This is a genomic window from Akkermansia biwaensis, from assembly GCF_026072915.1.
GTDB classification, from domain to species: domain Bacteria; phylum Verrucomicrobiota; class Verrucomicrobiia; order Verrucomicrobiales; family Akkermansiaceae; genus Akkermansia; species Akkermansia biwaensis.
The window spans coordinates 2,268,962-2,286,036 of sequence record NZ_AP025943.1; the positions used below are offsets into that span (position 1 = coordinate 2,268,962).

Annotated in this window: 15 protein-coding genes; 5 read left to right on the forward strand and 10 right to left on the reverse strand. The window is 56.4% G+C overall.

The window, feature by feature from the left end:
- Positions 1–288: 288 nt before the first annotated feature.
- From OQH67_RS09360 to OQH67_RS09405, 10 genes are all read right to left on the reverse strand, one after another.
- The gene (locus tag OQH67_RS09360) at positions 289–1,653 is read right to left on the reverse strand and encodes an efflux transporter outer membrane subunit (RefSeq protein WP_215711714.1); all 1,365 of its coding nucleotides are present in this window, start codon (positions 1,651–1,653) and stop codon (positions 289–291) included.
- Between the two features lie 31 nt (positions 1,654–1,684).
- Positions 1,685–3,049 (reverse strand): ABC transporter permease, encoded by a 1,365-nt coding sequence (locus OQH67_RS09365; protein ID WP_215434904.1) that lies wholly within the window; start codon positions 3,047–3,049, stop codon positions 1,685–1,687.
- On the reverse strand, positions 3,046–3,750 hold the full coding sequence (locus tag OQH67_RS09370) for an ABC transporter ATP-binding protein (RefSeq protein WP_215434903.1): 705 nt from the start codon (positions 3,748–3,750) through the stop codon (positions 3,046–3,048). Before OQH67_RS09370 ends, OQH67_RS09365 begins: the two co-directional genes overlap by 4 nt.
- A 59-nt stretch (positions 3,751–3,809) precedes the next feature.
- A complete protein-coding gene (locus OQH67_RS09375) occupies positions 3,810–5,192 on the reverse strand; it encodes an efflux RND transporter periplasmic adaptor subunit (RefSeq protein ID WP_067952071.1) in 1,383 nt (460 codons plus the stop codon).
- Positions 5,193–6,119: 927 nt separating this feature from the next.
- Positions 6,120–7,754 carry a hypothetical protein gene (locus OQH67_RS09380; protein ID WP_215458982.1) on the reverse strand — a complete coding sequence of 545 codons (1,635 nt, stop codon included), beginning with the start codon at positions 7,752–7,754 and terminating at the stop codon, positions 6,120–6,122.
- A 17-nt stretch (positions 7,755–7,771) separates the two neighbouring features.
- The gene (locus OQH67_RS09385) at positions 7,772–10,048 is read right to left on the reverse strand and encodes a methyltransferase domain-containing protein (RefSeq protein WP_215434901.1); all 2,277 of its coding nucleotides are present in this window, start codon (positions 10,046–10,048) and stop codon (positions 7,772–7,774) included.
- A gap of 1,034 nt (positions 10,049–11,082) precedes the next feature.
- On the reverse strand, positions 11,083–11,493 hold the full coding sequence (locus tag OQH67_RS09390; RefSeq protein WP_215434900.1) for a (deoxy)nucleoside triphosphate pyrophosphohydrolase: 411 nt from the start codon (positions 11,491–11,493) through the stop codon (positions 11,083–11,085).
- Positions 11,490–11,999 carry a metallophosphoesterase family protein gene (locus OQH67_RS09395; protein ID WP_215434899.1) on the reverse strand — a complete coding sequence of 170 codons (510 nt, stop codon included), beginning with the start codon at positions 11,997–11,999 and terminating at the stop codon, positions 11,490–11,492. Before OQH67_RS09395 ends, OQH67_RS09390 begins: the two co-directional genes overlap by 4 nt.
- Entirely contained in the window at positions 11,996–12,970 is a 975-nt protein-coding gene (locus OQH67_RS09400; protein WP_215434898.1) for an RsmB/NOP family class I SAM-dependent RNA methyltransferase, read from the reverse strand. The genes OQH67_RS09395 and OQH67_RS09400 overlap by 4 nt, the downstream gene beginning before the upstream one ends.
- Before the next feature lie 4 nt (positions 12,971–12,974).
- The gene (locus OQH67_RS09405; RefSeq protein WP_215434897.1) at positions 12,975–13,934 is read right to left on the reverse strand and encodes an ROK family protein; all 960 of its coding nucleotides are present in this window, start codon (positions 13,932–13,934) and stop codon (positions 12,975–12,977) included.
- Positions 13,935–14,168: 234 nt separating this feature from the next.
- Here OQH67_RS09405 and OQH67_RS13080 point away from each other — a divergent pair, with 234 nt between their 5' ends.
- The 5 genes from OQH67_RS13080 (at position 14,169) to ccsA (ending at position 17,072) form a co-directional block, all read left to right on the forward strand.
- Entirely contained in the window at positions 14,169–14,906 is a 738-nt protein-coding gene (locus tag OQH67_RS13080; protein WP_215434896.1) for a TraR/DksA family transcriptional regulator, read from the forward strand.
- A 33-nt stretch (positions 14,907–14,939) separates the two neighbouring features.
- Positions 14,940–15,113 (forward strand): 50S ribosomal protein L33, encoded by a 174-nt coding sequence (gene rpmG / locus OQH67_RS09415; RefSeq protein WP_022396979.1) that lies wholly within the window; start codon positions 14,940–14,942, stop codon positions 15,111–15,113.
- A 32-nt stretch (positions 15,114–15,145) separates the two neighbouring features.
- Positions 15,146–15,391: a 30S ribosomal protein S18 gene (gene rpsR / locus OQH67_RS09420; RefSeq protein ID WP_192907213.1), complete on the forward strand. Its 246-nt coding sequence runs from the start codon at positions 15,146–15,148 to the stop codon at positions 15,389–15,391.
- A 106-nt stretch (positions 15,392–15,497) separates the two neighbouring features.
- Entirely contained in the window at positions 15,498–16,292 is a 795-nt protein-coding gene (folE2, locus tag OQH67_RS09425) for a GTP cyclohydrolase FolE2 (RefSeq protein ID WP_215434895.1), read from the forward strand.
- Between the two features lie 18 nt (positions 16,293–16,310).
- Positions 16,311–17,072 (forward strand): cytochrome c biogenesis protein CcsA, encoded by a 762-nt coding sequence (gene ccsA, locus OQH67_RS09430; RefSeq protein WP_215434894.1) that lies wholly within the window; start codon positions 16,311–16,313, stop codon positions 17,070–17,072.
- The last annotated feature ends 3 nt before the right edge of the window (positions 17,073–17,075 follow it).

A 17,075-nucleotide genomic window follows, 5' to 3' on the forward strand; every position in this document is an offset into this window, starting at 1 on the left:
TTGCAGACAATGTAGAACTATCGGCTATTCCAATGAAAGACTCCTAACACGTGATTCCGAAAGAAAGAACTTTATTTTTACACAGTGTGATACCACATATCTCTAAAAAAATCAGGTAGAAGAATCTCTTGGAATCTCCTACCTGAATCTTTGATTTAATAAATAGTATTTAACTAATATTTAATAATTAATTATTAATAACGAATTTGTGTTTTTTCTGTTGCAGCCGGGTTCCTTTATGCCAGAACATACTCTTTGGACGGAAGCTGGCCGTTGAGGCGTTTCTCCCTACCATCCGCCGCCCAGGGCGCGGGCAAGCTGGACAATGGATTTGCGGATATTCTGGCGCATGGTGACCAGGGATTCCTCCGAACTGAGCCAGGAGTTTTGTGCGGTAATTACGTTGAGGAACTCTGTTTCACCTCCCTGGTAGGATTCCATGGAAATCCTGAACGCTTCCTTGTTGGCTTCGTTTTCCTTTTGCAGGTACGGCATCTGGGAGGTGTAGTTGCCGTAGTCGATGAGCGCCTCTTCCACCTCGGAGACGGCAGTGATCAACGTCTTGCGGTAGGTTTCCGCCGCCTGTTCCGCCGCCGCCTGCTGGGCGCGTACGTTGGCGCGCAGGGCGCCCCCCTGGAACAGGGGCTGTACCAAGTTGCCTCCCAGAGACCACGCATTGTTGTTTTCCCGGAAGAGCTGGGCGAAGTCGTTGCCGCGGCCGGATACGGAACCCGTCAGGCTGAAGCGCGGGTATAAGTCTGCCACGGCGACGCCTACGTTGGCCACGGCTGTGTGCAGATCCGCTTCCGCCGCGATGACGTCGGGCCTGCGGCGCAACAGTTCCGAAGGCAGTCCTACCGGAACCACGGGCGTTTTCTCAAAGACGGTTGCCTTCGGCATGGTCAGTTCCATGCGTGAGTTGTAAGTGCCGAGCAGGACGGAAAGCTGGTTTTTTGCAGAGGCCACCTGGGCAATCAGGGCGGGGATGTGGCTTTCCGTGGCGGCGACGCTTGAAGTTGCCTGTTCCACGTCCAGCCGGGGAGCAAATCCGGCAGTGTGGCGCTTTTCCGCAATGGTGAGGGTGCCGCGCTGGATTTCCAGTTGTTCCCGGGCGATGCGGAGTTGTTCGCAGGCGGTGATCCAGTTGAAGTAGGCCGTAGCCACGTCCGCCAGCAGGGAGGTGCGGACAGCGCAGGCGGAAGCTTCCGTGGACATCAGGGAGGCGCGGTACGCCTCAATGGAACGCCGGTTGCCACCGAAGAGGTCCAGTTCCCAGGAGGTGGACGCTCCCAGGGTAAAATCCTGGGAGGTGGAGCTGCGGAAGCCCCGGTCCGGGGACAGACTCCAGCCGGCGCTGGCGTCTGCGGAGGGCAGAAGGGAGGCTTGCGAGATGCGGAGCCTTTCCCTGGCTTCCCGGATGCGGAGCAGGGCCACCTTCATGTCCGGATTGTTGTTGAGGGATGTGGAGACGAGGCGGTTGAGCTGGGGATCGCCGAAAATACGCCACCAGGAACGCAGGTCTTGGTCCGTACTGTGGGGAGGCTTGGCCGCCGCCCAGGAAGCCGGCAGGTCGTTGGCAGGGCGCTGAAAGTCCGGCCCTACCATGCAGGAAGCCAGGCAGCATGCGGTCAGGAGTGGGATGTATTTGAACATGGGTGACATGAAAAAGGGAAGGAGTGAATGGTTATTCGTGGCGCAGGGCGTCGATGGGGTCCATCTTGGAGGCTTTCCAGGACGGGTACCAGCCGAAGACCAGCCCGATGAGGACGGAAACGCCTACCGCCAGGACCATGGCTTCCGGGGAGGAGGCGGTGGCCCAGTTCATAGTCCGGCTGACAAGGGTGGAGATGGCTTTGCCGAGCAGGATGCCCAGGGCTCCCCCGACCACGCAGAGCAGGACGGCTTCCAGCAGGAACTGGCGCATGATGTCCTGAGGACGGGCGCCCACGGCCATGCGCAGGCCGATCTCCTTGGTGCGTTCCGTGACGGAAACCAGCATGATATTCATGATGCCCACGCCGCCCACCACCAGGGAGATCATGGCTACGATCATCAGCAGGTTGGTCATCACTTCCGTGGTGCTGCTCATGGCGCGGGACATTTCAGCCATGTCCCACACGCGGAAATCGTCCAGCTGGCCGTCCTTCAGGCTGTGCTTGGCGCGGATGACTTCCGTGATCTGGTCGATGGCTTCGGAAGAGCGTTCCGGGTCCGCAATCTGGGCCATGATGAAGTCAATGTTGTTGAAGCGGCGCGGATGCGGGGAGTCGGTGTACGGCTGGTCCGTCGTCTCCGTATAGTAAGCCACGGAAGAAGAGGTATACTTGTCCGCCCGGTTGAAGGTAGCGGTGGATTTGCCGGAAGAGGCGGATGCGGAGCCACCCCCCAGGCCCTGCAGGCGGTAGCGGATGCTCGTCCAGGGCAGGATGATGGAGTCGTCCTGGTCGCGGCCCATCATGTTGGCCCCTTTTTTCTTCAGGATGCCGATCACCTTGAACATGACGTTCTTGATGCGGATATCCTTGCCCAGCGGGTCTTCATCGCCGAAAAGTTCCTTGGCAACCGTCTGACCGATGACGCAGACGCGCCTGGCCTGCTCCACGTCTTCGTCGGAGAAGGGCTGGCCGCGCTCCATGTCGTACCAGCTTTTGATTTTCAGGTATTCCACGGAGCCGCCTTCCACGGTTTCCGGACTCCAGTTTTTATTGCCGTAAATCACCTGGCCGCTGGCGCGCACCACGGGAGTGGCGCGGAGTACCATGGGGCAGTCCTTCATGATGGCCTCACAGTCCGCGTTGGTCAGGGAGGCCCTGCCGCCGGCTCCGGTGTTGACCCCGCTCTTGGAGATGGCTCCGGGGCGGATGTTCAGCGTGTCCGCCCCCATGGAGGCGATGGTGCTCTTGATCTGGAGCGTGGACCCCTGGCCGATTTCCACCATGGCGATCACCGCGGCAATGCCGATGATGATGCCCAGAATGGTGAGCGCGGCACGCATGGGATTGCGCACCAGGGCCTTGATGCAGGTCTTAAGGAGGGGAAGGAATTTCATACGTCTTCTTTACTCAGCTTGTCGGAAATCCCCTCGCAGATCAGGCCGTCTTCCATATTGATGGCCCGGTCCGTAAAGGCGGCTATTTTGGGGTCGTGCGTGACCAGGATGACCGTGATGCCCTTCTGACGGTTGAGATCCTTGAACATGTGCAGTACTTCCTTGGAGGTGGTGGAATCCAGGTTGCCCGTTGGTTCGTCCGCCAGCAGAATGCCGGGGTTGTTGATGAGGGAGCGGGCGACCGCCACGCGTTGCTGCTGGCCGCCGGAAAGCTGGGCCGGGGTGTGGTCCATGCGGTCGGACAGGCCCACCAGGTTCAGCAGTTCCGTGGCGCGTTCTCGCATGGCTTTCATGCTCAGCGCAGGGTGGGCGTAAACGGCGGGCATCATGACGTTTTCCAGGGCCGTAGTGCGGGAGAGCAGGTTGAAATTCTGGAAGACGAAGCCGATGCGCTTGTTCCGTAATATGGCCCGTTCCGCCGGGTTGAATTTGGCTACGTCTTCCCCGGCTATGTAATAATGGCCGGAAGTGGGACGGTCCAGACAGCCCAGAATATTCATCAGCGTGGACTTGCCGGAGCCGGATGCCCCGGTCAGGGAGACGAACTCCCCTTCCTTGATGTCCAGAGTGATGCCCTTGAGCACCGGAAGGTCTATTTCTCCAAGGTGGTACACCTTAGTTATGTCACGTAAGCGGATCACGTTATTGAATGCTTGAAGCGGTAAAAGGAATGGTTAGGCGGCAATGGCGCGGCTCCGGCTCAGGGACGCGGAGGCGGCCCGCCAGCCTGGCTGGTGTTGCCCGTGCTCGGCTTGCGGCGCGGCGGCATCTTGGGCGCGAAGGGGTTTTCCCCGCCCGCAGAGGCGGACGTTCCGTCGCCGGAATTGCCGGAGCGGTTCAAGACCTGGGCCGTGGATACGATTTCCATGCCCTCCCGGAGCGTCTTGCCCTGGACTGGGGTGAGCATGCCGTTGCTTTCCCCCTTGGTGACCAGGTGCGGGTAAAGGACATTGTCCCTCAGTTCCCAGATGACGGCTTTTTTCTCCTCTCCCTTCTGGACGGGAGCGGCCAGTTCCGGCAGCATCTCTTCAAAAGCGGCTTTCTGTTCGGCGGTAAGCAGTTCCGGATCCGGACGGAAGCGGAGGGCCGCATTGGAAGCCAGCAGGGAATTCTTGATGTCCTGGACAATGAATTGCACATTGGCCGTCAGGTAGGGAATGAGAAGCTTGTCCGGGTTGGGAACGTCAATGTCCACGATGTAGGTAACCACGTTGGACGTCATCGTGGCGTCCAGCCGGATCTTGTCCACCGTCCCCTTGAACTTCCTGCCGGAATGGGCGTCCACGGTGAATATCACGTCTTGGCCTTTCTTGATGCTTCCGATGTCCGCTTCATTCACGGCGGCCCATATTTTCAATTTGGAAAGGTCCGTGGCGATGTAGAACAGGCTGGAGGCGCTCATGCTGGAAACCACCGTCTGGCCGATGTTGACCAGGCGTTTGATCACCACCCCGTCCACGGGAGATGAAATAGTGGTGTATTCCATGTTCCGCATTTCCTTTTTCAGGGTGGCTTCCGCCTGCTTGAGGGAGGCTTCCGCTTCCAGCAGGGAGGCTTCCGCCACGGCCACATTGGCGCGGGCGGTCTCTTCATCTGCAATATACTGGTCGTAGCTGGACTTGGACAAGGCGTCCCCCGGTCCCAGCTTTTCCGCACGTTCCCGGTCCAGCTTGGCCTGGTGGTGCTTGGCTTTGGCCTGCTGGATGTCCGCCCTGGCACGGGCGATTCCGGCCTGGGCCTGGGCCTTGGAGGCTTCCGCCCTCTGCACGTCCAGCTGTACGGGCAGCTTGTCAATTTCCGCCAGCATCTGGCCCGCCTTGACCGGGCTGGAATAATCCACCACCTTGCCGTTCAAATCCTTGCCGAATTCCATGATGATGCCGCTCACCTGGGCGCCCACGTCCACAAGTTCGTCCGGTTCCGTGACGCCCGTGGCATCAATGGTAATCATCATATCTCCCCTCGTGAGGGGCTCTGTCTGATAATCCACCTGGAGCGGTTCGTTCCCTTTCCATTGCTCCCAGGCGAACCAGGCGCCTCCAAGGACGGCAATGACGATGATGATTTTGATGAATCCCTTCACGACTATAATATACTTCGCAATAATGAAAAAGTTGCACACATGTTAAAACTTTTTCGTAACGGAGGGTATCCTCTCATGATTTTAGGGCGGGTCAAGGATACTCTTCCGAATGTGAACAGTTATTGTGTTTTAACTAATAATATTACATTATTGTAATGCAAGGAGTCTTTCTTACAAAAATGAAAATCCATGGAAAGGTGGAATTTCTGGATTGGAATACTACCAATTATTCATAATAAAAATGTTATGGAATTTTCTGAAATTTGGCACGTTTTTTGCTGAACCAATGATAAGGGATCGCTTGATCCGGAAATAACAATCCATCCGTATGTACAAGAATGATTTAATTGATTTGTTGTCCGCACTGCTTCATTTTTTTCATCGTCCTGGCCGTATCCGTACGGCGGAGGAACGGGAACGCCGTGCGGCGGAACATCTGAAATCCATGATTCTCCATGCCCGCATGCGCTCATTCTGAAGTGAACGGAAGGCCGCTTCCGTCCACAGTCTGCAGGGGGGAATTCACCATTTCACTTGTCAGGGACCATGATGAACAACGGGGAAGCTGCTCCGGGCCAAAGGCCGTTTGAGCCTTCCCGTGCCGGAGGCATCAGTTAAGTCAAGGGCCTTCCTGCCGCATCTATTGCAATAAGGGAATATTCCGTTTCCTCTGTTAATACAATCGATTCAGGGAAAGGATGAATCTGCCGCATTCGATCGTTTCCGTTTCATGGAGATGCTTCCCTGTTGTAGGCATGTACGGGGGATGGGATTCTTCCGATGGGCCGCAGCGAGCATTGATTTGATTGCCGCGAACTGTGGAAAATAAAATACCGGCTTGAAAATTCAACTGGAGGCATGTTTCCCAGGACATGGATATATTTGGAATTCCATGAAATGTTTCCTACCGAATGGCTACGATTCCCGTTATTTCTCCGTCTGCTGAAATTCGTAGGAACCGTCATCCTGGCGGACAAAACTCTCTTCTCCCCACTTGTCCCACTTCACCACGATTTTTTCCGTAGAAAAGGAAAGAACCTCCGCCGAATCGTCATTGTCCACCCTGTTGCCGCGTGCTCCGAACACCCGGAAGGCGCCGTTCCACTGCGGATGCCGGAGATCGAGAACATACTCAAAAGCATCGGCATCATGGGAAACGTTCGTGTTGGCTTTCCTGAATTCCCCGTCCAGCATGTATCCCCGTGTGACGGAAGCATTGGCCTTCTGCACGATGATATGATGGGTGATCTTCTTCCTGGCGATAAAGGGGGCGATATTGCTGTACCCGTTTTCAAGCATCAGCTTATGGATGAAATTATCCTCACTGAAGCCGATATTTCCATGACCGGGGATATGGTACCACCGTTGCACGATGGGATGAATCATTTCGGGATGTTCCTCACAGGCCATGAGGCGTTCCATCACGGAACGGGTGAGTACCATGGATGCTCCGAAAACGTAGTAAAATTCCTTTTGCAGTGAGGAAATTCCGCCGTACTTGTAATGAACCCAGTTCCAGTCATTGAAGTAACTACAATGGTGCTGGGGGATTTCCGAATGAAACTCGTTAATGGTAAGAAGATAATCCCGTCCGTAAAAATCATCGTCGTCTATTTTCACGAACAATTCATAATCCGTTGTGTCCAGGCCGCGTATGGTGTCCGCCAAATTGGAAAGCTGGTTCTTGTTGGGAAACCATCTCAGAGTAAGGCGACCCTCGTCAATGAACTCCTGGAATTGGGGAATGAGAATGGACTGGAAGATAAAGCTGGACATCCCTTTAACGGCGACGAACAGATGAAAATTCCGGTACGACTGATGCATCATGCAGTAAATCTGCCTCTGCAAATCTTCAAACCGCTTGTAGGAAGCCAGGCAGAGCGCCATTTTCCTGTCCCTGCAGCTGTACAGGGTTGATTTGTCAAAAAGGCAGGTTCTGGGTTTTTGGTAAAAGCAATTGTGCGTTGCCACCATGATGCACAGCTCTCCGTTTCCATTGGCGGCCTCCAGGGCCATATCAATGGGAAGGCGGCAGGTATAAAAAATCCGGGCGACCTTTTCCCTCTTTGAAACGGGAATGATCAGGGCATGCGTTCCCCAGACGTAGGAGGTATCGGCAGTATGACCGGAGGTGGCGTAAGGTTCGAACTCAATTCTTTCCTCCGGAGAAAGAGGCTTGGACGGACTCTTGCTGAGCTCGTAAAAAAGACGGAAAACATCCACTTCCGGATGGCTTTTGACCATTTCCTCAAGAACGGGCCGCAGCCTTTCCGCCGGGATGACGGGGGCGGCGTCACTTTCTCCAAAGATGATGAGATCGTCCTCGTTGAACTGAGGATCCATAATCATGGAGGCAAACGAGATACGTAGCGAGCGTACATGGGGTTTGTCGCAAGCTTCTGCGTGTACCCCGAGAAAATCCGTAAACTCATCGCAGCGCGTATCCTGCAATTCTTCCACTCTTTGGGAAACAGGATAACTGGCGGCTTGGTATCCTAATTCTTTCAATTCGGCGCTTCCTTCAAGAATTTCTCCTGAAGCCTGGAGCAGTACACATTTCATAACAGGATGGCAGTCTATTAGGAATGAAAAGGCTTCATCGCTTCCACGCAGGATGTTTCCAGCTCATTGAATGCCTGCCCCAGCTGGGAGGCATGCGATTCTATGCCCTGCAAATGGGAATGCGAAGACTTGCCCAGGGAACAGATGGAAACCTCATACCCCAGGGATTTGAGAACGGCAACCATGGTGTCTATTGTCCAGATGGCTTTGTGATGGTGGTTCACAATAATATTGCGGACGGCACTTCCCGGGGAGCCGTCTCCCCACTTTTTTTTCTGCAGGAAGCTGATATATTCGGGAGTGGACTGCTTGGCGATGCGGAGCAAATCCGGGAAAGCCAGCCGCAGTACTCCTCCCGGTTTAAGGGTGCGCCATGCCTCCATGAAAAAGCCATATGCTTCCGCCGGCAGAACATGTTCGATCACGTGTTCCAGAAAATAGGCGTCCACGCACTCGTCCTCCCAGGGCAGGGGACGCGTAATGTCGTATTGGGGAAGATCCAGATTGATCCAGCCGGGGAGTATGTTGGCGCCGCAGCCCATCTGGATGAGAAGCATCCCGGAAAAAAGTTCGTTCAGATTTCCGGACTCCTGCCCCTGATATAAAACAGCTGCCAAATCAGGCTGCCCCGGCTTTCTTGACAAAGTAAGAGATAACCCTGAATAATTTTCCCCGTCGCGGACCAGGATTTCTTCCGGCCAGTCTGACCATTTAAGGGTCAATTTTTTTGAGCCATAGGCAATGTATTTCCCTGAACACCCCGTTTTTTCTCTCCGGAAAGTGCCGTCCCGGTAAAAAAGCAGGGAATCCGTCCAGTGGGCATGCCTGCCTTCATACACCGTGACGGGGAAGAAATCCCGAAAATTTTCCGTGCCTTGGAAATGTTCGGGAGGGGACCAGCGTGCGGTGACCACATCGTTGTCCTTCATCGGATACGGAGTGGTATTCATGTTCAGGCGATCGCTGGCAAGCGTCCTTGCCCCCAGCCGCTGGACCAGTTCGCCAAAAATAAGATTTTCCGCTCCGGTAGATGGAATATCGGAATAGGCGACGATGTTTTCCACCATGCTTCTGGAAAGAAAATATCCCGCTCTTCCGCTGGGGGCCCCTTTTGCCTTCAACGACGAATCGCCAATCAGATCATATTGGTCATCGGCCAATTCCGCCAGACGGTCCAGAGCGACGTAGGTATTATCATCGCACTTGAACAACCAGTCGAAATCGTAATATTCAAGGGCATACCGGAAAAAAGCCAGGACTTTTTCCGGCAGATGGTCGTCATCGTCATTCACCCAGAGAGGGATGGCGTCCTCCTCCCTCTCCAGAGCCTCCCTTCTCCCGAGAAAGAACCGGCATTCGATTCCGGCAACACTCTGTGCCATCCATGTCTTCCGGATGGTCTCCCTTTTTTTCTCCGCGTTAGCGCAAGTACAGATGCCCACGAGAATGGATACCTTTTTTTTGTTCCCGGATGAGGTTGGAACGGAGGGCCGTGGCATGTGCAAATCCAGTAATTGCCCCACAATGCTTTCCTTGTGGACGTTTTCCAGCGTGTCAGGTTCGCGCCGGAGCAGCTCGCCCCACAAATGGATGGCCCAGGAATTCCGCAAAGCGGGGCTATCGAGCTTGACGGCTCCGTTGTAGCAATTCCTCCAGACTGTGTAATGCAGAGGATAAATGCTTAAACTTGAATCGGCCATGTCTAGCAATTGGAAATAGGAAAGAGTCCGGGTAAAACCTTCCGGTCCCGCATTCCCCCACATGGCATGTTTACGGCGGAGAGCCGGATCCGGGAAATCAATTTTGAACTGCCGTTTGGCTACCAGTTCGCCGGGAGTATCCCAGGGCATGGGAGCGGCCGGATCTTCCGAGACCTCTCTCAGGCATTCCATAACGGGGTGGTGGGGAGGAAAACCGATCACTCCCACCGCAATCAGCCCGGGTTCCTGCTCTGCAAACCATGGAAGCTGTTCCGGCAGGTTTGGGGAAAGACAGGCGACGTCCAGATCTGTCCAAAACCCTCCTTTTCTCTCAAGCCACGTATTGCGGAACCAGTCTGCAAACGGTGCAAGGCTGCCGTTGTCGTGCTGGAAAACCAGTTCTTCGGGAATGACCTCCGAGGCATTCTGCACCATGGTCCCTTCGGGAATGTTTTCATAATTCCGGTAAGTGAACAGCCGGAACGGAATACCGTGGCTCAGGTAGGAACGGATGCATAATTCCGCCAGGGGCGGCAGGGTTTCACCGATCCAGAGACCGGCGACTTCTGGTTTTTGAGAACAGATGGAATTCATGATTGAGAAAATATCATTGGTTATTCAGGGAGTCTTTGATGTGGTCAAAGACGGCATTCCGGGCGGGAATCCATTGCTGAATTTTCGGTTAACTCTCTGTGAATGAGCTTCTTCATCTTTTCCCATCCCTGCCATGATACATAAGTGAGGCGCTGTCGCCCGCCTTTCGCTCCCCATGCCGGGGAGCAGGAGCGCGGTGCTTGCATGAAATCCTGTGGGGAGGGAACCGGATGACTGTGGGCCATTTCAATTCAATGGAGAGAGTTTCGGACGTTTCATCTTTGAGGTAATCAACGGCCTAGAAATAGCCTCTTTTAAAACGGGAACAATGAAATACCCGTGAAGGAACAATATGCCACCGAAAAGCGGGCGGCCATTTCTCCGGAAAAACCGGCCACGGCGGAAAATTTGTTAGACATTCCCGCAGAAGGGAAGAAGCGTGCCCGGTCGTTCAGTGTCTGGCATTGGATGAAGGACGGCTGTCCCATGTTTGGGGAATAAAAACGTCCTTATCTTCCATCCTTTTCTCCGCGAAAGCGGATTCAGGCTGCCAAGGGCTTGAAAGGAAGTGGACGCGCACTTGAAAAGCATTTCCAACATGCTTTCCGTGATGGGCCGGATATGGGGCGGAATTTTTTAAACGCCTCCTGTCCGGCGGTTTTGCGCCATTTTTAAAAAAGACACCGCTGCACCGTCTCCGGCAATGAGCCACGTTCCCGTGTCTCAATAGAGCGGGGACTTCCGTCGCTGTTTTGACTTTTCCGTATAGGACATAGTCAGCCCTGCGCCGGGGCTGCCCCCATTATGCTGTAATATCGGTTCGGGCCACTTTGCCGGGTGATGACGAGTGCAGCAGCCAATTCCCTTTATACCCCATGCGGGTTGATTATCCAAGATGTTTTTGGTTCCTTTTTCAGACATGGGCCGGATGAATGAGCCCGGCCATGCGGAGGAGGAATTGAACCTGAACAGGGTAGCGGAAATGCCGGGACTGCGGAGAAAACGGCGCGGAAACGGTGTTCGATGCCGGAGCATCAGCGGGCGTTCCGGTCTAGCCATTCCTTCAGAATGGGGAGGTCCGCCGGCGCCCAGGGCAGGGAAGGGAGGGAACGGCTGGAAAAGAATCCCAAGCTTTCGTGCTCCAGGGGAATGGGCAGGCGGCCTTTCTCCAGTTCGCACAGAAACGGGATAAGGCGTATGGTCCGGTCTTTCTCCCGGTGCAGGACGGGAGCCAGCGGACACAGCGGGCGGATGGCGCAGCCGAGTTCCTCCCGTATTTCCCTCACGATGGCATCGCGGGCGTCTTCTCCGGCTTCCAGTTTTCCGCCGGGGAATTCGTACAGCAGCCCGTTTGATTGTCCGCATGCCTTTTTAGCGGCCAGGAGCAGGGGGCCGTGCGCGGAGGACAGCGTGATCAGGGCGCAGCAAACGTTCAGGCGGGTCATGGCGTCTTGAAATCCAGCGTATGAAGATTCATGGTGCGAGAATCCGTATCCAGGATGCCGAATCCCAGGCGGCCGGTCCTGCCCTGCAATTCTCCTGGATTGGCGATCAAGCAATTTCCGGCCATTTCCTGCAGGGCCTGGTGGGTGTGGCCGTAAAGGGCGGCGTCCACATGCCCCTTGCGCACTTCCTGCCAGGCGTACCTGGGATAGTGGGAAAGGGAAAGCTTCATGCGGTACCGGGTGATGACGGCAAGTTCGGGATGCAACCGCGCCGCCGGGGATGCGGCCGCCATCTGGTGCATGGCCAGAAGGTCGTAATCGTTGTTACCCGGTACGGCGTCCAGAGGAAGCCCCTGCGCCAGCTCAAGCAGGCGCCGGAAGCTCTCCGGAGTGGTGCAGTCCCCCAGGAAAATGAAATGGCCGCAACCCAGCCGGAGCATCCGGTGCATAGCCTGCTCCAGATGGTTCGTACGGTCGTGTATGTCGGAGAATATTCCTATCTTCATGATACTTGGGAGTTCATGGTATGGATGGGCCACGCGAGCAACTCATCCGCCAGGGGGGGCAGGGGAGGCTTTTCCCCTTTCTTGTGCAGCAGGCAGGTGAAGCCTCCGGCTCCGGCGCCGTGGAAAGGCATGAGGCGGTAGCAGGCTTCCTCCGTCAGGCCGGAATGGAAAGGCTCCAATTCCGGCACGGAAACGGTCTCCAGTTCCGGATGCCTCTTCAGCAGGTACAGCACGTTGCGTTCATTCTCCTCCGGGGCGTAGGTACAGGTGGTGTACAGCAGGAAACCGCCGGGAACCAGGCATTGCAGGGCGGCCAGCAGGATGCCCCTCTGGCGCTTGGCATTCCCTCCTGTAGCGGCTGCGTGGAAACATCCGGGATTGGGGATGCCCTTGGCGAGCAGGGACTGTCCGCTGCACGGAGCGTCCGCAAGGATAAGGTCAAAACAGCCCGGAGCCTGTTCCGCCCACTGGTCCGGGCGCAGCCGCTGCGTGTACAGGTTCAGGAATCCGCAGCGCAGCAGGTTGTGCCGCAAGATGCCCAGCCGGCGGGGATGCACCTCGTTGGCGATGTGTTCCCGCGGAGCAACCCGTGCCTGTGCCAGAATGCTTTTCCCGCCCGGTGAGGCGCACATGTCCAGGCAGCGCTCCGGACGGAAGGGCAGATGCGCCAGGGGAGCGGTTTCCCAGACGGAGGAAAGGTCCAGAGGGTAATAAAATCCCTGCCCGTAATCCGGCAGGGAACCGGGTTTGGCTACCGCATCCCTCTCCGGCAGAACAATGACGCGGGGATGGCTCCAGGACCGGGGAACGGCATCGGACGGAACGGGCGGAACGTAATCTTCCGGAGCCTTCGGGGTGATGACCAGGGCGCTGCGGGAGCGGTTCCCCGCCTGCATGGCCTCCAGAAAATCCTTTTCCTGGTCCGGGGAAAGTCCCAGTTTGCCGGCAAGTTTGAGTATCTGGGAGGACACGTGATCAGACCCGGAATGTTTCGCCGAAGTGGGTATTGAGAGCCAGATGGGCGGATCCCAGAATGCCGGCTTCCGTGCCGAACTGGGCGGGAAGGATCGTCAGGCTCTCCGCCAGCGGGGCGGCAAGCTGCGTTCTCATGATCTCCTGGAGCGGCTCGAACAGCAGTGTTTTGGCCTTGGCCACCCCTCCGCCGATGATGATCGCCTCCGGATTCAGGAGATAACAGCAATTCATCAGGGCGCAGGAAAGTTTCACAGCCAAATCCCTCCATACCTGGGCGGCCACTTCGTCCCCGGCCAGCGCCGCGCGCTCCAGGGCGATGGGGTTGCAGTCCACAATGGCCTTGTCAATGCCGTGGCTGGCATACAGGGTTCTGGCATCCGCCGCAATCTCCCGGTTGCCTACGTAATCTTCCAGGGAGCCGCGGTTGCCGTAATGGCCCAGCCTGCCGCGGTAGTCGATGCTGGTCTGGCCCAGTTCCCCGGCTGAACAGGTGGCGCCGCGCAACAGGTCCCCATTCACGATCAGTCCGCTTCCAACCCCGGTTCCCAGCGTCAGACAGACAAGGTGCCTCATCCCTCTTCCTGCGCCCAGCTTCCATTCCGCATACGCCATACAGTTGGCGTCGTTCTCCACATAAACCGGCAGTCCGCAGGCAGCCTGGAGCATCTCCCTGACCGGAACGTTGTTCCAGCCGGGAACGTTGGTGAGCGTATAAACGGTGCCTTGGTAGAAATTGACGAATCCGGGCATCCCCATGCCGATGGCCTGCACTTCCGGGTGGTTCAGGCGCAGCATGTTCACAAACTGGGCTATGGCTTCAATCAGCTGGTCGGGGTTGCCGTACTCCTGGGTGGCGATGGAAGGCGCGTGGGCGATCACTTCCGTTCCCCGGACGACGCCCAGCTTGATGGAGGTGCCCCCGAAGTCGATGCCGATGGAGGGAATGGTTGAAGCTGTCATATAATAGCAATATAGAAATTGAGCGGCGCGATGAAAAGGTTAAAACAAGTACTCGCCCGTTAAAAAACGGAAGAATCCAGCCTTCCCGGCAGGGGAAAAGAATGACTTGCTTCATAGCTGAATTTTCTTGAATGAACATTTGCGGGCATGTAGTGTCTCATAGTCTAGTCAGTTGGGCGGTGCAGCCCTCTATTCGTCAAACATCATCAACCTCAGCCCATAGATACACTTCATATGCCTACTCCCAAGAAAACCGATAGCAAGACTGCCTCCAAGGAAGCTGCGGCTCCCAAGAAAAAGTGCTGCAGGAAGAAAAAGGACGCCGACCTGGAAAAGAGCGCCAAGACCGCCGCTCCCGCCGCCGTCGCGGCATCCCCCCCTAAAAAGGCTGCGAAAAAAGCTCCCGCCAAAAAGGCAGCCCCCGCTCCCGCCCCTGCCCGGAATGAATTTACGGATGAACAGACGGAAGCCATTGCCGCCGCCAAGGCGGAACTGGCGGCCAACCCCGAATGGGAACATTTTGTCAAGATGCAGCGCCAGCACCTGCTGGACCTGCGCGACAAATCGCTGGACAGCATGAACGGCGTGGCGCGGGACACCCTCCGCAACCATCCGGAAGGCAGTGAAGCCTCCGGTTCCGGAGAGCATCAGGCCGACGCTGGAAGCGACGCCTATGACCGCGACTTCGCCCTCAGCCTCCTTTCCAAGGAGCAGGACGGCCTGTATGAAATCGAGCAGGCCCTGGCCCGCATCGACAACGGTACGTACGGCATTTGTGAAATGTCATACAAGATCATCCCCATCCCCCGGCTAGAAGCCATTCCGTTCGCCCGGCTTACCGTGGAATGCCAGGCGCAGTGGGAAAAGGAAAAAGGGCAGAACGCCCGGTTCCGCCCCAGGGTGGCCCTCGGCTTTGCGGGAGGACAAAATGATGTAGATTTATCTGTTTCTCTTGACGATGATGAAGAATAGTGTATAAATCCTCCCCCGTAACACATTTTCATCATGCCTAGAGACATCATCATCCTCGAATGCACAGAGGCCAAAGCCGAAGGAAAGCCCACGTCCCGCTACGTCACCACGCGTAACAAGAAGAGCCTGCGTACTCCCGGCCGTCTGGAAAAGGTCAAGTACAACCCTTTCCTGAAGCGCCGCACGCTTCATCGTGAAATGCGCTAACCTGCCGGCTTAGTTATCTATCTCTTATTATTATGTCCACTGAACCCAAGACTGTAGAACGTCGTATTCGTTTCCGCACGTGCAATCGCCAGATGCCGCGCCGCCGTCTCGACATCCCGATGGACCAGGTCAATCTGCTCAACCCTGATTTCCTGTCCAAGTTCACCTCTGAAACCGGCAAAATCCTTCCCCGCCGCGTGACCGGGCTGTCCGCCAAAATGCACCGCAAGATCACCCGTGAAATCAAGCGGGCCCGCGCGATCAACCTTCTGCCGTAACAAGCCCAGGGGAAACCTCTTTCGGTAAGAAATTGTCTTTACAGGCGGGAGTTTGTCCAGTACCGGGCAAACTCCCGTTTCATTTCCAGCCACCATCCCTTTCCGTATGCAGGAACTGAAAGATACCCAGTCGGAGGCGGACACCCGCAACATCTCCATTGACCGCGTAGGCGTCAAAGGCTTGCGCTTCCCCATCCAGATACAGGACAAGCTCAACCGGATTCAATCCACCGTGGCGACGGTCTCCCTGGCCGTGGACCTGCCGGAAGAATTCAAGGGAACGCACATGAGCCGTTTTGTGGAAGCCCTGCACCAGCATGGCCCCCTCCTGGACGTGCATACCGCGCTCTCCATCCCCCGTGAACTGCTCGGGCGGCTTTCCGCCAGCCGTTCCCATGTGGAAATGGAATTCCCCTTCTTCCGGGCCAAGGCGGCTCCCGTCACGGGGAGGGAAGGCCTGATGGACTATGTAGTCCGTTTTGAAATGGAAGCGGAGGCGGGCGACAGGCTGGCGGACTTCAAGCTCACCGTCGTGGTGCCCGTAACGACCCTCTGCCCCTGTTCCAAGGCCATGAGCAGCTACGGCGCCCACAACCAGCGCGGCATCGTTACCTACTCCGTGCGCTTTGCCTCCCGGCCCGTCTGGATTGAAGACCTAATTGACCTGGTGGAATCTTGCGCCAGTTGCTCCCTGTTCAGCGTGCTCAAGAGGCCGGATGAAAAATGGGTGACGGAAAAGGCATACGAAAATCCCGTCTTTGTGGAAGACCTGGTGCGCAACGTAGCGCTGAAAACGCAGAGCCACTCCGCATTCAGCTGGTACCGGGTGGAAGCGGAAAACTTTGAATCCATCCACAACCACCAGGCTTATGCCGTGATTGAACGGGATCTGCGTTCCTGAGCTCTCTTCTTAACGGATATGAACGACAACTGGTGGGCTCTGGCATCCCTCGTCCTCTCCCTTGCATTCACGGGACTGGGCTGGCGCCTGCTTGCCTCCGGGCGCAGATTCATGTACGCCCACCTGTGGATGGCGTGCCTGTTGGCCCTGCAAACGGGGGCACTCTGCGTCAAGGCGTACCAGACGGGAATGTGCCCCATCCGGGGAGCGTCGGAAGTCATCTTCTTTCTTTCCTGGACCATCAACCTGTTCTACCTCCTTCTGGGCCGTGCGTACCGCATGTCCGTCCTGGGCATCTTTACGGCGCCCGCCATTGCCGTGCTGACGGCCCTCTCCCTGCTGATCGGCCTGTTCGGTCCGGATGTGCAGGGCGCGCATGACTTCTGGGTGACCGCCCATGTAGGGGTGGTCATGATGTCTTACGGAGCCGGAGGACTGGCCGCCGCCGCGGGCGTGGCCTTCTGCATGCAGGACGCCTGCTTGAAAAGAAGGCAGATCCCCGGCACCTGCCGTCTTCTGCCGCCCATCCGCACGCTGGAAACCAGCATGAAACGCCTCCTGCTGGTAGCCTTCGTCCTGCTTCTGGCAGGGGAATGGCTCGGCTGGCAGGGGAATTTGCCCATCCATACGGCAAAAACAGTTATTGTCATTTTACTGACGCTGGGTTACTCCGTGCTGTTGTGGCTCATCTATCGTCGCGGCATGCCGGGCAGGGCGCTGGCCTATTGCTGCGTGGTCCTCTTCCTGGCGTCCATGAGTATTTTTCTGGTGAGCAGATGAGAA

Coding starts and splice junctions, on each gene's coding strand:
- OQH67_RS09405 (WP_215434897.1), bottom strand. CDS start 13,934: ATGACAGCTTCAACCATTCCCTCCATCGGCATCGACTTCGGGGGCACC.
- OQH67_RS09385 (WP_215434901.1), bottom strand. CDS start 10,048: ATGAATTCCATCTGTTCTCAAAAACCAGAAGTCGCCGGTCTCTGGATC.
- folE2 (WP_215434895.1), top strand. CDS start 15,498: ATGCAGGAACTGAAAGATACCCAGTCGGAGGCGGACACCCGCAACATC.
- OQH67_RS09365 (WP_215434904.1), bottom strand. CDS start 3,049: ATGAAATTCCTTCCCCTCCTTAAGACCTGCATCAAGGCCCTGGTGCGC.
- OQH67_RS09360 (WP_215711714.1), bottom strand. CDS start 1,653: ATGTTCAAATACATCCCACTCCTGACCGCATGCTGCCTGGCTTCCTGC.
- rpsR (WP_192907213.1), top strand. CDS start 15,146: ATGTCCACTGAACCCAAGACTGTAGAACGTCGTATTCGTTTCCGCACG.
- OQH67_RS09395 (WP_215434899.1), bottom strand. CDS start 11,999: ATGAAGATAGGAATATTCTCCGACATACACGACCGTACGAACCATCTG.
- OQH67_RS09380 (WP_215458982.1), bottom strand. CDS start 7,754: ATGAAATGTGTACTGCTCCAGGCTTCAGGAGAAATTCTTGAAGGAAGC.
- rpmG (WP_022396979.1), top strand. CDS start 14,940: ATGCCTAGAGACATCATCATCCTCGAATGCACAGAGGCCAAAGCCGAA.
- ccsA (WP_215434894.1), top strand. CDS start 16,311: ATGAACGACAACTGGTGGGCTCTGGCATCCCTCGTCCTCTCCCTTGCA.
- OQH67_RS13080 (WP_215434896.1), top strand. CDS start 14,169: ATGCCTACTCCCAAGAAAACCGATAGCAAGACTGCCTCCAAGGAAGCT.
- OQH67_RS09390 (WP_215434900.1), bottom strand. CDS start 11,493: ATGACCCGCCTGAACGTTTGCTGCGCCCTGATCACGCTGTCCTCCGCG.